The following is a 13,075-nucleotide window of genomic DNA, read 5'->3' as shown; positions in this document are numbered from 1 at the left end:
GCGCCAGTTGGGCCGCGGCCTGCCGGGAGCCTGCTCCCGGAACGCAGAACGCCCCGCCGAAGCGGGGCGTTCGCGGTCGTGCCGGCGCCTGGCCTCAGCGCTTCATCGAACCGAAGAACTCGTCGTTGGACTTGGTGTTCTTCATCTTGTCCAGCAGGAATTCCATTGCCGCGATCTCGTCCATCGGATGCAGCAGCTTGCGCAGGATCCAGATCTTCTGCAGCAGCTCCGGCTCGATCAACAGGTCTTCGCGGCGGGTGCCGGAACGGTTGATGTCGATCGCCGGGTACACGCGCTTCTCGGCGATACGGCGGTTCAGGTGCACTTCGCTGTTGCCGGTGCCCTTGAACTCCTCGTAGATCACCTCGTCCATCTTGCTGCCGGTCTCGACCAGGGCGGTGGCGATGATGGTCAGCGAGCCGCCTTCCTCCACGTTGCGCGCCGCGCCGAAGAAGCGCTTCGGGCGGTGCAGCGCGTTGGCGTCGACGCCGCCGCTGAGCACCTTGCCGGAGGACGGCACCACGTTGTTGTAGGCGCGGGCCAGGCGAGTGATCGAGTCGAGCAGGATCACCACGTCCTTCTTGTGCTCGACCAGGCGCTTGGCGCGCTCGATCACCATCTCGGCGACCTGCACGTGGCGCGCGGCCGGCTCGTCGAAGGTGGAGGAGATGACCTCGCCGCGCACGGTGCGCTGCATTTCGGTCACTTCTTCCGGCCGCTCGTCGATCAGCAGCACGATCATGTGCACGTCGGGATGGTTGGTGGTGATCGCCGTGGCCACCTGCTGCATCAGCATGGTCTTGCCGGCCTTGGGCGGGGACACGATCAGCGCGCGCTGGCCCTTGCCCTGCGGCGCCATCAGGTCGAGGATGCGCCCGGAGATGTCTTCCGAGGACCCGTTGCCGCGTTCCAGGGTGAAGCGCTTGCGCGGGAACAGCGCGGTCAGGTTCTCGAACAGCACCTTGTTCTTGCTCGCTTCCAGCGGCTCGCCGTTGATCGTGTCGACGATCGACAGCGCGAAGTAGCGTTCGCCGTCCTTGGGGAAGCGGATGCGGCCGGACAGGTGGTCGCCGGTACGCAGGTTGAAGCGGCGGATCTGGCTGGGCGAGATGTAGGTGTCGTCCGGGCCGGCCAGGTAGCTGGCCTCGGCCGCGCGCAGGAAGCCGAAGCCGTCCGGCAGGATCTCCAGCACGCCGTCGGCGGCGACGCCTTCGCCGTGGCGGGTCAGCACCTTCAGCAGCGCGAAGATCACGTCCTGCTTGCGCGCGCGGGCCACGCCGTCCTGGATGTTGAGCTGCTCGGCGATGTCCAGCAGCTTCTGCGCCGGCATCCGCTTCAGGTCGCTCAGCGAATAGATCGGGAAGCCTTCTGGCACGTTGGCGTGCGGGCGCGGCACGAACACTTCGTTGGCGCCGTTGTCGTTGGGCAGGCCGTTGTCCGGGAACCGCTCGCGGTTGCGGTCGCGGCGGTTGCGGAAGCGGTCGCGGCGATTGCCCTGCTGGCTGTTCTGGTTCTGCGGATTCTGGTTGTTGAAGCGCAGATTGCCGCCATCGCGCGGCTCGCGCGCTTCGCCGCCGTCGTTGGGGTTGCCGCCCTGGCCCTGGGCGGCGGCGGCGGAAGCCGGCTGGGACGGGGGCGGCGACGGTGCCTGCACGGCGGAGCGGGGCGCTTCGGCTTGGACCGGCGCCGGGTTCAGCGGCAGGTTCGGCTGTGCTGGCGCGCCGTGGTCGGCTCCGCCTTCAGCGTCGGCGACGGCCTTGCTGACGCGCGGCTTGCGCGCGCGCTTTTCGGCGGGGGCCTCGACGCTCCCGGGTTCGGTGGTGATGTTATCGGACAAAGTGGTGACTCCTCGCTATGAGTGCGAGCGCCCAGCGTGGGGGCAAACGGGTTGGGAAGGGGTCTAGAAGAGAATCTTCTAGAGGGGGTGCGGTGCGCGAGTGCCACCGGATGCGCCGACACTATCATCGCCTGGCAGCGACGGCAAGCAGGCGTTACCGGGCGATTCAGCCGGCCGGCCGCGGCACTACGGCTGCGGCCCGGGGGCGCAGCGCCGAACCCCGGAACGGCCGCAGGCAGGCGCCTCAGGCAGCGGCGCCGCCCAGGGTCTTGTCGATCATCTGGGTCAGCTGGCCCTTGCCGACCGCGCCGATCTGGGTGGCCTGGACCTGGCCATCCTTGAACAGCAGCAGCATCGGGATCGAGCGCACGTGGTACTTGATCGCGGTGGCGCGGTTCTCGTCCACGTTGACCTTGGCCACCTTGAGCTTGCCGTCGTAGGCGTCGGCCAGGTCGTCCAGCACTGGGGCGATCATCTTGCACGGACCGCACCATTCCGCCCAGAAGTCCACCAGGACCGGCTCGCCGGACTGCAGCACCGCGGTATCGAAATCGGCGTCGCCGACGTGTAGGACCTTATCGCTCACTTGGGGCATCTCCTGGGGCAAGGCGACCAACCGGACCGGGTGGCCACCGCATTGCGGTAAACTGGGGCATTGCGCGGCGAAATCAAGGGATTCCCCCTGTCGCGCGACCCGGCATGGCGGTCGCCAGTGTGCGGTGCTGCCGGGGACGATGCAAGCCGCGACCTTACGCTTCGGGCGGGGTGGCCTGACGAAGATGGAATGATGAGCGACAAACCGCTGACCGATGTGACTTTTTCCGCGTTCGAACTGCAGCCGGCGTTGCTGGCAGGACTCGAAGGCGCCGGCTTCACCCGCTGCACGCCGATCCAGGCGCTGACCCTGCCGGTGGCCCTGCCGGGCCGCGACGTGGCCGGCCAGGCCCAGACCGGCACCGGCAAGACCCTGGCGTTCCTGGTGACGGTGATGAATCGCCTGCTCAGCCGCCCGGCGCTGGCCGATCGCAAGCCGGAGGATCCGCGCGCGCTGATCCTGGCTCCGACCCGCGAGCTGGCGATCCAGATCCACAAGGACGCGGTCAAGTTCGGCGCCGACCTCGGCCTGCGCTTCGCGCTGGTCTATGGCGGCGTGGACTACGACAAGCAGCGCGAACTGCTGCAGCAGGGCGTGGACGTGATCATCGCCACCCCCGGCCGCCTGATCGACTATGTCAAGCAGCACAAGGTGGTCTCGCTGCACGCCTGCGAGATTTGCGTGCTGGACGAGGCCGACCGCATGTTCGACCTGGGCTTCATCAAGGACATCCGCTTCCTGCTGCGGCGCATGCCCGAGCGCGGCACCCGGCAGACGCTGCTGTTCTCGGCCACCCTCAGCCACCGCGTGCTGGAGCTGGCCTACGAGCACATGAACGAGCCGGAGAAGCTGGTCGTCGAGACCGAGAGCATCACCGCCGCGCGCGTGCGCCAGCGCATCTACTTCCCCTCCGACGAGGAGAAGCAGGCCCTGCTGCTGGGCCTGCTGTCGCGCAGCGAGGGCGCGCGCACCATGCTGTTCGTCAACACCAAGGCCTTCGTCGAGCGCGTGGCGCGCTCGCTGGAGCGCAACGGCTACCGGGTCGGCGTGCTGTCCGGCGACGTGCCGCAGAAGAAGCGCGAGACCCTGCTCAACCGCTTCCAGAAGGGCCAGCTGGAAATCCTGGTCGCCACCGACGTGGCCGCGCGCGGCCTGCACATCGACGGCGTCAAGTACGTCTACAACTACGACCTGCCGTTCGACGCCGAGGACTACGTGCACCGCATCGGCCGCACCGCGCGGTTGGGCGAGGAAGGCGACGCGATCAGCTTCGCCTGCGAGCGCTATGCGATGAGCCTGCCGGACATCGAAGCCTACATCGAGCAGAAGATCCCGGTCAAGCCGGTCACCGCCGGACTGCTGGTGGCGCTGCCGCGCACCCCGCGCGCGGCGGTCGAGGGCGAGCCGGCCGATGCCGACGAAAGCATCGGCGCCATCTTCCGCGAGGCGCGCGCGCAGCGCGAGGCCGACGAACAGCGCCGCGGCGGCGGTGGCCGCGGCAAGCCCGGCGCCGGCCACAGCGGAGCTGGCGGCGCTGCCGGCCGTGGCGAATCGCGCGGCGCCGACGGCAGGCCGCGCCGCCCGCGGACCCCGCGTCCGGCCGAGGCCGGCGCAACCGCCGGGGCCGCCGCAGACCCGGCGGCAGCGGCAGTCGCGACCGAGGCGGCGGCCGTGGCGTCGGTCGCCGCGGCCACCCCCAAGCCGCGCCGCGCGGTGGCCGACGGCGCGCCCGCGGTGGACGGCGAGCGCCCGCCGCGCAAGCGCCGGCGCCGTCGCGGCGGCCGTCCGCTGGACGGCGCCAAAGCGCCGGCCGCCGAAGCGCCGGCCAAGCCGGTGCAGGTCGCGGCCACGCCGATCAAGGACGCGCGCCAAGGCGGGCGTGCCGCCGCGCCGGGCGAGGCGGCGAACGATTCGTTCCTGACCCGTCTCGGCCGCAGGTTGCGTTCGCTGGTGTCCAACTCCTGAACCGGTGGTCCACCGTCGCCGCATGCGCACGGTGGACGAATACCCGGGCCGCTCCGGCATAATCGCCGGATGAGCGTCCTGCGGTTCGACAATGTCAGCAAACAGTACGCCGGTGGCCACGAGGCGCTGGTGGACGTCAGCTTCCAAGTGGAGGAGGGCGAGATGCTGTTCGTCACCGGCCATTCCGGCGCCGGCAAGAGCACCCTGCTCAAGTTGATCCATCTAGGCGAACGTCCGTCGCGCGGCGCGGTGCTGTTCGGCGAGCGCAACCTGCTGAAGGTGCGCGGGCGGCGCGTGCCGCTGCACCGGCGCGAAGTCGGCGCCGTCTACCAAGACCACCGCCTGCTGATGGACCGCAGCATCGCCGAGAACGTGGCGCTGCCCCTGATCCTGCGCGGCACCCGCCGCGCCGAGATCGGCAAGCGCGTGCGTTCGGTACTGGAGCGGATGGGGTTGAGCCATCGCGAGAAGGCGCTGCCGTCGCAGCTGTCGGCCGGCGAGCAGCAGCGCGTCGGCATCGCCCGGGCGATGGTTGGCGAACCACGCCTGCTGGTCGCCGACGAGCCGACCGGCAACCTCGACCCGACCCTGGCCGCCGAGATCATGCAACTGTTCGCCGAACTGCCGGCGCGCGGCACCAGCGTGCTGGTGGTCAGCCACGACTTGGCGCTGCTCAAGCAGATGCGCAAGCGCGTGCTGATCCTGGACCACGGCCGCCTGGTCGACGACATCTCCCCGCAGGACCTGGCCGAATGAGCGCACGCAATGCCGCCGGCGCCGCCGCGCCCTCGCGCCTGGGCGTGTGGTGGGACCACCACCTGCACAGCATCGCCTACAGCCTCGGCCGGGCCATGCGCAAGCCGTGGGCGACGCTGCTGACGATGGCGGTGATGGCCCTGGCCCTGGCGCTGCCGCTGGGACTGTCGATCGCGCTGGACAACCTCAAGCACTTCGCCGGCAGCGTGCAGCAGTCGCGCGACATCAATGTATTCCTGAAGACCGCGGTCGATGCCGCCGCGGCGAATGCGTTGGCCGCGACCTTGCGCGGCCGCGCCGACGTCGCCGCGGTGGCGCTGCGCACGCCCGCGCAGGGCATGGCCGAACTGCGCGACAGCGCCGGGCTCGGCGAGGCGCTGGACGCGCTCGACGACAACCCGCTGCCGACCCTGTTGGTGGTCACCCCGTCCAGCGCCGACGACGCGCCGCTGGCGGCGGCGCTGAGCGCGCTGCCGCAGGCCGACCTGGTCCAGCACGATGCGCTGTGGCGCAAGCGCCTGGACGGCTGGCTGCGTTTCGGCGAGCGCTTGGTGCAGGTGCTGTCGGTGCTGCTCGGCGCCGGCGCGGCGCTGGTGGTCGGCAATACCGTGCGACTGGACATCCAGTCGCGGCGCGAGGAGATCGGCGTGCTGCAGTTGCTCGGCGCCAGCGACGGCTTCATCCGCCGCCCGTTCCTGTACCTGGGCGCATGGTACGGCTTCGGCGCCGGGGTGCTGGCGCTGGGCCTGATCGCCGCCTCCGGGATGGCGCTGGGGCCGCCGCTGGCGGAACTGGCCGACAGCTACGGCAGCCATTTCGCGCTGCACGGCCTGGACGCGCTGCATGCCTCGCTGGTGCTGCTCGGCACGCTGTTGCTCGGCTGGCTCGGCGCCTGGCTGGTGACCGGCCACTTCCTGCGCCAGACGCGTCCCACCGACGCCTGAGGCGCGCATGTCCCGGCACGAACTCACGCACCTGATCAGCGACGCCCCGCGGGTGATGGTCGTCGACGGTTCCAAGCTGGTGCGCAAGCTGATCGCCGACGTGCTGCACCGCGAACTGCCGGGCGTGGAGGTGGTCGGCTGCGCCAGCATCGCCAAGGCGCGCGCCGCGCTGGCGGCCGGCCCGGTGAACCTGGTCACCACTTCGCTGGCGTTGCCCGACGGCGACGGCCTGACCCTGGCACGCAGCGTGCGCGAGGCCGTCGGCCAGGCCTATGTGCCGGTGATCGTGGTGTCCGGCGACGCCCAGCAGCACCTTGTCGAACGCCGCTTCACCGAATACGTGACCGACTACTTCGACAAGGCGCTGGGCCACGAGGCGCTGGCGACCTTCATCCGCGGCTACGTGCAACCGCAGCCGGTGGCCGGCGCCACCATCCTCTACGTCGAGGACAGCCGTGTGGTGGCCGAGGCGACCAAGCGCATGCTCGAGCGCCAGGAACTGCACGTGGTGCACGTGCTGGCGGCCGAGGACGCCTTCGCGCTGCTGACCGCCGAATCGCTGGGTCGCACCACCCGCCGCATCGACCTGGTGCTGACCGACGTCACCCTCAAGGGCGAGCTGAACGGGTGCGACGTGGTGCAGCGCATCCGCATCGACTTCGCCTACGGCAAGCGGCGCATGCCGGTGCTGGTGATGACCGGCGACAGCAATCCGCACAACCAGTCCGCGCTGCTGCGTGCCGGCGCCAACGACCTGGTGCAGAAACCGATCGAGGAGCGCCTGCTGGTCACCAAGGTGCTGTTCCAGCTGCGCCTGGCCAAGCTCGACGACAATGCCGTGACTTTCTGAGCGAGTGGCCGGACCTGCAATGAGTAGCGAAGATGAGACCCGGGTGCAACTGGAACCTTCGTGGAAGGCGCGGGTCGGCGACTGGCTGCTGCGCCCGCAGATGCGCGAACTGGCCACGTTGCTGCGTCAGCGCAAGGCCGCCGGCGCGCGCGTGTTCCCGCCCGGACGGCGCATCTTCGCCGCGTTCGAGGCGACCCCGTTCGATCGGGTCGAGGTGGTGATCCTCGGCCAGGACCCCTACCACGGCCTCGGCCAGGCGCACGGGCTGTGTTTCTCGGTGCTGCCCGGGGTGCCGGTGCCGCCGTCGCTGCTGAACATTTACAAGGAGATCGAGGACGACCTGGGCATCCGCCGTCCCGACCATGGCTGCCTGCTGCCCTGGGCGCAGCGCGGGGTGCTGTTGCTCAACGCAGTGCTGACGGTGGAGGAAGGCCGCGCCGGCGCACACCAGGGCAAGGGCTGGGAGGGTTTCACCGACCATGTCGTGGAGACCTTGAACCGCGAACGCGAGGGCCTGGTGTTCCTGTTGTGGGGCAGCTACGCCCAGGCCAAGGGCAAGGTCATCGACACCCGCCGCCACCGCGTGCTGAAGGCGCCGCATCCCTCGCCGCTGTCGGCGCACCGCGGCTTCCTGGGCTGCAAGCACTTCTCCGCCGCCAACGACTACCTGCGCCGCCGCGGCGCCCAGCCGATCGACTGGAGCCTGCCGCCGCGCGCGCTGCTGGACCCGGCCCTGGGTGGCGACTGAACCGCGGTTCGACGGCGGCCCCAGCGGCGCGGCGCGTGTACGAAAATTTCGCGGGGCCAATGTTAGGTTCGGCGTCCGTATCCGGTGATGCCGCCCACCGTTCCAGTGGCTTCCGTTGCAATCCATTTCCTGATGCGAATGTTCCATTAACGGAACACAGGAACTTTTTACTGTACCCAGCAGTCCAGTTAGTTGACTGCTAAGATGAGCCCCTATGACCCAGACCATCCCTGCCACCGCGCTGGTGGCCAACAACCTCCCGATCCCCAGTCCGCTCGGTTCGCTGGATGCCTACATCGGCGCCGTGCACCAGATTCCGGTGCTGACGTCCGACGAGGAACGCGAGCTGGCGATGCGCTACCGCGACCAGGAAGACCTGGATGCGGCCCGTGAACTGGTCCATTCCCACCTGCGCTTCGTGGTCCATGTCGCCCGCGGCTACAACGGCTACGGCCTGCCGCTGGGCGACCTGATCCAGGAAGGCAACATCGGCCTGATGAAGGCGGTCAAGCGCTTCGACCCGGAAATGGGCGTGCGTCTGGTCAGCTTTGCGGTGCACTGGATCCGTGCCGAGATGCACGAATACATCCTGAAGAACTGGCGCATCGTCAAGGTCGCCACGACCAAGGCGCAGCGCAAGCTGTTCTTCAACCTGCGCAAGTCCAAGACCCGCCTGGGCTGGATGAACGCGGCGGAGGTGAGCACGGTCGCCAAGGACCTCAACGTGTCCGAGCGCGAGGTGTTGGAGATGGAGTCGCGTCTGTCCGGGCGCGACATCGGCTTCGATGCGCCGTCCGACGAGGGCGACGATCATGCCCCGCCGTCGCCATCCGCCTACCTGATGGCCAACGAGGAAGACCCTTCGCAGGTCTATGAGCGCGCCGACAGCGAGGACAACCAGTTGCAGCTGCTGCGCGAAGGTCTGGCCGAACTCGATGCGCGGTCGCGCGACATCGTCAAGCGCCGCTGGCTGGACGCGGACAGCAAGATCACGCTGCAGGAGCTGGCCGACGAGTACGGCGTGTCCGCCGAACGCATTCGCCAGATCGAAGCCAGCGCGCTGAAGAAGATGAAGGCATTGTTCGTGGCGTGAGCAACTGCAGTACTGTTCTACTCGGTTGGGAGAAGAACCCTAAAAAAGGCCTTTATTGAAATAGGGGCCTTTTTTTGCAAGCGCGACTTGATGGGTTCTGGGGGAAAGGATGATCAATAGAAATAAGGGCGCCTGAACACCCCCACCCTTTGATGCGTCCTGATGAATTTTCGGCTCGCAACGCGGGTTGATTCGCCCCGGCACGGAACTTTCGGCAGCCATCGCCGCCTTGATCGGCGGTGGCAACCGCGATCTGGGCATGCCACGCGCTCATGCAGGCATGGCTCCGGCTTCCTGCAGCCGCGCCAGGCGCATCAGGTTGTGGCTGGCGACCTTCAAGCCGATCGCCCCCTTCGCCCGTGCCAACCCCATCGTGCGCAAACACTTGCCGCCTTGTTGCGCCAATCGTGCCAAGGCGTGCTCGACGAATGCCCGATCCTTCGCAATGCGATGGTTGCGACGCTGTCGCGCTTCGGACAGTGACTTGCCGCCAACCCCCTGTTGGTGGATGTCCACGCGATCGCCGGCGGCCTTCAGCCTGGCGTCGCGCTCCTTGTGAGCGTGCGCGCTGTCGGCTCGGATCCCCCGTGCCGTGTTGGCCTCCTCGATCAAATCCTCGAAGTGCTGGCTGTCGTGCACGTTCGCGCCGCTCACCTCATGCACACGGACCAAGCCCCAGCGCCGATTCGTGTTGGCGTGAGGCTTGTCGCCGTAAAACGACTTGCCGTGCCTGCTTGTCCAGCGCGCATCCACGTCTTTTTGCGTACGCCGGGCATCGCTCCAATCCTGCGGAACTTCACCCTGCTTGAGGCGCTCGTTCTCTTCGCGTGTGTCGCGCTGGATCGGCGCGCTAACGATGCTCGCGTCGATGACCTGACCGCCGCCGGCGATGTCACCGGCTCGTGCCAACTGCCCGCCAATCGCCGCGCTGCTGTCGCCCATCGCCGCCCTCTCCTTCAGGCGTTCGCGCCACACCCAGGTCGTCTTGGCGTCCGGCACCTTGCCGCTGTTCTCCAGGCCGATAAACCGCATGAAGCTGCGCCGATCAGCAACCGGCCCTCCAGCGCATCGTCGGAAAAACTTGTACAGCTGCTGCAGCAGCAATACCCTCATCATCCCTTCCGCCGGCCACGCCGGGCGACCGCCCTTGGCCTTCGCGCCAAGTCCCAATTTCGCATCCACCGCTCTGGCAATCCCGGTAAAGTCGATGTGCCGCGACAACAGCGCCATCGGGTCATTCATCTGCGCTCGCTTGGCATCGCGTTCCTCGGCTCAGGTGGATTTTGACAGGGGGCAGGGGTTTTTAGAGGTGCCCTAAAGTTGTTACAGGGACAGAACACTAGCGGTAGCAGCGCGTCGAAAGCGCTGCGGACCGCCCCACGCTCGACCATCGCGCCGTGCGCCGCCGCTCAGGCCGAGAGCTGGGCGATCCAGTCCTGCAGGTTGCATAGTTGCTGACCCGCACGATCTTGCCGTCGCGGATGTCGAAGAACGCCCCGCGCGGCGACACATAGGTCTGCCCGCGCGCCGGCGGCAGGCTGGTGCTCGCCGTGCACCGCATACTCGGCGGCGGCGCAGCCGCCCAGCATCGCGATGTCGCGCAGCTGCTCGCGGTGGCTGGCGTTCATCCGCTGCAGGAACGCGGGGAAGCTGTCCTTGCCGCCGATCGCGCGCGCCCTGGTTGAGGTCGTGCGCCACCGCGTCGCTGAGCTTGTCGAGCATGGCCGCCCAGTCGCCGCGGTCGAACGCATCGTAGTAGGACAGCACCAGTTCGATGGCACGGCCTTGCTCACCGGCCCCGTCGATCTTCATCGCCACCATCTCACGCCAGACGGGGCACCCATGATACGGCGCCCGCGCCGCTCAGGCGCCCGGCGCCACCAGGTCGCGGTGGAAGAAATAGATCTCCTGCAGCAGGAAGCGCCAGCGGGTCTGGAAGCTGCGGAAGCGGGTGCTGGGGGTCGAGGACGCCAGCCCGTCGATCCGCAGTTCCCGGCACAGCCGCAGCGCGCGCGCCATGTGCAGCGGATCACTGACCACGATCGCCCGGTGCAGGCCGTGGGCGCGCATCAGCCGGCGCGCCTCGATCAGGTTCTGGCGGGTGGTGCGCGAAACGGTCTCGACCAGGATCGCGTCGTCCGGCACGGCGTGGCGCAGCGCGTAGCGACGCGCCACCTGCGACTCGGCGAAACGCGCGCCGTTGCCGCCGAAGCCGCCGGTGAAGATCAGGGTCGGCGCGTAACCGCGCCGGTACAGGTCCAGGCCGTGGCGGATGCGCTCCTCGAACACCGGCGAGGGCTTGGCGTCGTAGGCGGCCGCGCCGAGCACGATGATCGCGTCGGCCGACGCCGCCTGGTCGCGGTCGCCGACCCAGACGATGTAGATCGTCACGCCCAGCAGCCACAGGCCCAGCACCGCGCCGAGCCAGCCCAGCCAGCCACGGCGTCGCCGCGGTGTCAAGCCGCACCCCACGGCAAGGCGTCGAGGTCGACGTTGCCGCCGGACAGGATCACCCCAACCCGGCGCCCGGCGACGCGCTCGGGCTGCGCCAGCACCGCCGCCAGCGCGATCGCCGAGGAGGGTTCCACCAGTTGCTTGAGCACCTGCCACAGCAGCCGCATCGCCGCCACGGTCGCGGCGTCGTCGACCACGATTGCCTCGGCGTGGCCATGCAGCAGCGCGAAATTGGGCGCGCCCAGGGTGCCGCGCAGACCATCGCACAGCGTGTCGGGGACGAACTCCAGGCGCCGCGCGCCGGCCGCCAGTGCGCACGCCGTATCGGCGGCGCCGGCCGGCTCGGCGAGCAGCAACTGCGCCTGCGGCGCCAGCGCCGACAGCGCCAGGCGGGTGCCGGCGGCCAGGCCGCCGCCGCCGACCGGCACCACCAGCAGGTCCAGCGACCCGCTGGCGCCGAGCAGTTCCAGCGCCGCGGTGCCCTGGCCGGCGATCACCGCCGGATCGGCATACGGATGCACCAGGGTCGCGCCGGTCTGCTGCTGCACCTGCGCGCACATCGCCTCGCGCGCCGCGATGCTGGCATCGCAACGCCACAGGGTGGCGCCATGGCGGACGATACTGGCCAGCTTGGGCGCGACCGCCCCTTCCGGGAGCACCACGTGGCAGCCGATGCCGCGGGTGCGCGCGGCCTGCGCCAGCGCAGCGCCGTGGTTGCCGGAGGAATGGGTGATCACGCCGCGCGCGGCCTGCGCCTCGCCCAGCGCCCACACCGCATTGCAGGCGCCGCGGAACTTGAACGCGCCGCCGCGCTGCAGGTGCTCGGCCTTGAAGTGCAGCGCCGCCCCGGACAATGCGTCCAGCACCTGCGAGCGCAGGACCGGGGTCGCCTGGGCGTGCGGCGCGATGCGCGCGGCCGCCGCCGTCACATCGGCGAAAACGGGCAGTGAAGATAGGGACATGCGTGAAAGGTTAACGTATCGTCCCAGGCGCACGCAGCCGCCGACCGCCGGCGCATCGCAGCCGTTGCGCGTCACTTAAGTGTTCAATCAACGACGAAACGAGTTAAGGGGGCATTCAATGCAATGCGCCGAACCTGTCGGTCAGCCTCCGGGAGAGGAATCGCCATGAACATGCGCCTGATCTGGGTCGCTGGACTGCTGGCCACACTGGGCGGCTGCGCCACCTACGACTATGCCGGCAGCGGTCAGGGTGGTTACTACCGCGGCTCGCCGTCGGTCGAGTACCGGTATCCGGCCGGCTACTACGCGCCTTACGGCGCCGTGCCCTACGGCTATGGCGCCGGCTACTATGGCTACGGCTATGGCGGCCCGTACTATCGTGACTACTACGCGCCGCCGCGCCCCCGTCCGCCGCCACGGCCACGGCCGGACGACAACGGCCGCCCGCCGGACCGCCCGCCGCCGCCAGTCATCGGTGACCGCGACCGGGTCAAGTCGCCGTGGCGCGACATGGACCGGTTGCGCCGTCCCGATGCTGCCAACGCCGGTCCGCGCCCGCAGTCGATGCAACCGCGCCCCGCCGCAACGCCGGGTCCAGCTGCGCCCCGGCCCGGCAATCTGGGGCGTGGCAATGCGACGAGGCGCACACTGGAACTCTAAGAAAGTGCTTGATTTTACGCAGGCACAAGACGCACTCTAGGTCGCACGGGATGACCGCCTGCGTCGCTTTATGACCAGAAAGGTTTTGCCCCACCCGTTTATGTCGATGTCCGACAGGGAAATCTGGATCCCCCCTGTTCCGGCCCTGTCGGGCGTCGGCGCCTAAAACGAAAAGCCCCGATTCGCCGGGGCTTTTCCCGTTTGGGCCCTG

12 protein-coding genes and 1 pseudogene are annotated in these 13,075 nt (G+C 68.9%); 7 read left to right on the top strand and 6 right to left on the bottom strand.

From position 1 onward, the window contains the following. Positions 1–94: 94 nt before the first annotated feature. Both rho and trxA read right to left on the bottom strand, forming a co-directional pair. The gene (gene rho, locus G4Q83_RS19775; protein ID WP_128420444.1) at positions 95–1,837 is read right to left on the bottom strand and encodes a transcription termination factor Rho; all 1,743 of its coding nucleotides are present in this window, start codon (positions 1,835–1,837) and stop codon (positions 95–97) included. Positions 1,838–2,081: 244 nt separating this feature from the next. Beyond that, a complete protein-coding gene (gene trxA / locus G4Q83_RS19770; RefSeq protein WP_128420445.1) occupies positions 2,082–2,423 on the bottom strand; it encodes a thioredoxin TrxA in 342 nt (113 codons plus the stop codon). A gap of 201 nt (positions 2,424–2,624) precedes the next feature. Between trxA and rhlB the strand changes: the two genes are divergently transcribed. From rhlB to rpoH, 6 genes are all read left to right on the top strand, one after another. After that, positions 2,625–4,397, top strand: a complete 1,773-nt coding sequence (rhlB, locus tag G4Q83_RS19765) for an ATP-dependent RNA helicase RhlB (RefSeq protein ID WP_128420446.1) — start codon at positions 2,625–2,627, stop codon at positions 4,395–4,397. 69 nt (positions 4,398–4,466) lie between these two features. Beyond that, positions 4,467–5,153 (top strand): cell division ATP-binding protein FtsE, encoded by a 687-nt coding sequence (gene ftsE / locus G4Q83_RS19760; RefSeq protein WP_128420447.1) that lies wholly within the window; start codon positions 4,467–4,469, stop codon positions 5,151–5,153. Further along, a complete protein-coding gene (gene ftsX, locus G4Q83_RS19755; protein WP_128420448.1) occupies positions 5,150–6,097 on the top strand; it encodes a permease-like cell division protein FtsX in 948 nt (315 codons plus the stop codon). Before ftsE ends, ftsX begins: the two co-directional genes overlap by 4 nt. 7 nt (positions 6,098–6,104) lie before the next feature. Next, entirely contained in the window at positions 6,105–6,947 is an 843-nt protein-coding gene (locus G4Q83_RS19750) for a response regulator (protein WP_170069167.1), read from the top strand. A 19-nt stretch (positions 6,948–6,966) separates the two neighbouring features. Further along, entirely contained in the window at positions 6,967–7,695 is a 729-nt protein-coding gene (ung, locus tag G4Q83_RS19745) for a uracil-DNA glycosylase (RefSeq protein WP_128420449.1), read from the top strand. 214 nt (positions 7,696–7,909) lie between these two features. After that, complete coding sequence (gene rpoH, locus G4Q83_RS19740) at positions 7,910–8,788, top strand: RNA polymerase sigma factor RpoH (RefSeq protein ID WP_128420450.1); 879 nt, start codon at positions 7,910–7,912, stop codon at positions 8,786–8,788. A 270-nt stretch (positions 8,789–9,058) separates the two neighbouring features. Here rpoH and G4Q83_RS19735 read toward each other — a convergent pair whose 3' ends face one another. The 4 genes and pseudogenes from G4Q83_RS19735 to G4Q83_RS19720 form a co-directional block, all read right to left on the bottom strand. Next, the gene (locus tag G4Q83_RS19735) at positions 9,059–10,018 is read right to left on the bottom strand and encodes an IS5 family transposase (protein WP_246432180.1); all 960 of its coding nucleotides are present in this window, start codon (positions 10,016–10,018) and stop codon (positions 9,059–9,061) included. Positions 10,019–10,197: 179 nt separating this feature from the next. After that, positions 10,198–10,600, bottom strand: a pseudogene (locus tag G4Q83_RS19730) (nuclear transport factor 2 family protein). 51 nt (positions 10,601–10,651) lie between these two features. After that, complete coding sequence (locus G4Q83_RS19725; RefSeq protein ID WP_246432179.1) at positions 10,652–11,248, bottom strand: YdcF family protein; 597 nt, start codon at positions 11,246–11,248, stop codon at positions 10,652–10,654. Continuing rightward, complete coding sequence (locus G4Q83_RS19720) at positions 11,245–12,204, bottom strand: pyridoxal-phosphate dependent enzyme (RefSeq protein ID WP_128420453.1); 960 nt, start codon at positions 12,202–12,204, stop codon at positions 11,245–11,247. Before G4Q83_RS19720 ends, G4Q83_RS19725 begins: the two co-directional genes overlap by 4 nt. A 165-nt stretch (positions 12,205–12,369) precedes the next feature. On the opposite strand from G4Q83_RS19720, the gene G4Q83_RS19715 reads away from it, so the two are divergent. Then, positions 12,370–12,864, top strand: a complete 495-nt coding sequence (locus G4Q83_RS19715; protein WP_128420454.1) for a hypothetical protein — start codon at positions 12,370–12,372, stop codon at positions 12,862–12,864. Positions 12,865–13,075 lie beyond the last annotated feature (211 nt).

This window comes from Xanthomonas theicola (genome assembly GCF_014236795.1).
Classification (GTDB): Bacteria; Pseudomonadota; Gammaproteobacteria; order Xanthomonadales; family Xanthomonadaceae; genus Xanthomonas_A; species Xanthomonas_A theicola.
The sequence above is the reverse complement of the archived record's forward strand: the minus strand, read 5'-3'. Positions and strand labels throughout refer to the sequence as shown.

Coding starts and splice junctions, on each gene's coding strand:
- ung (WP_128420449.1), top strand. CDS start 6,967: ATGAGTAGCGAAGATGAGACCCGGGTGCAACTGGAACCTTCGTGGAAG.
- G4Q83_RS19735 (WP_246432180.1), bottom strand. CDS start 10,018: ATGGCGCTGTTGTCGCGGCACATCGACTTTACCGGGATTGCCAGAGCG.
- G4Q83_RS19715 (WP_128420454.1), top strand. CDS start 12,370: ATGAACATGCGCCTGATCTGGGTCGCTGGACTGCTGGCCACACTGGGC.
- rhlB (WP_128420446.1), top strand. CDS start 2,625: ATGAGCGACAAACCGCTGACCGATGTGACTTTTTCCGCGTTCGAACTG.
- rpoH (WP_128420450.1), top strand. CDS start 7,910: ATGACCCAGACCATCCCTGCCACCGCGCTGGTGGCCAACAACCTCCCG.
- G4Q83_RS19720 (WP_128420453.1), bottom strand. CDS start 12,204: ATGTCCCTATCTTCACTGCCCGTTTTCGCCGATGTGACGGCGGCGGCC.
- G4Q83_RS19750 (WP_170069167.1), top strand. CDS start 6,105: ATGTCCCGGCACGAACTCACGCACCTGATCAGCGACGCCCCGCGGGTG.
- ftsE (WP_128420447.1), top strand. CDS start 4,467: ATGAGCGTCCTGCGGTTCGACAATGTCAGCAAACAGTACGCCGGTGGC.
- ftsX (WP_128420448.1), top strand. CDS start 5,150: ATGAGCGCACGCAATGCCGCCGGCGCCGCCGCGCCCTCGCGCCTGGGC.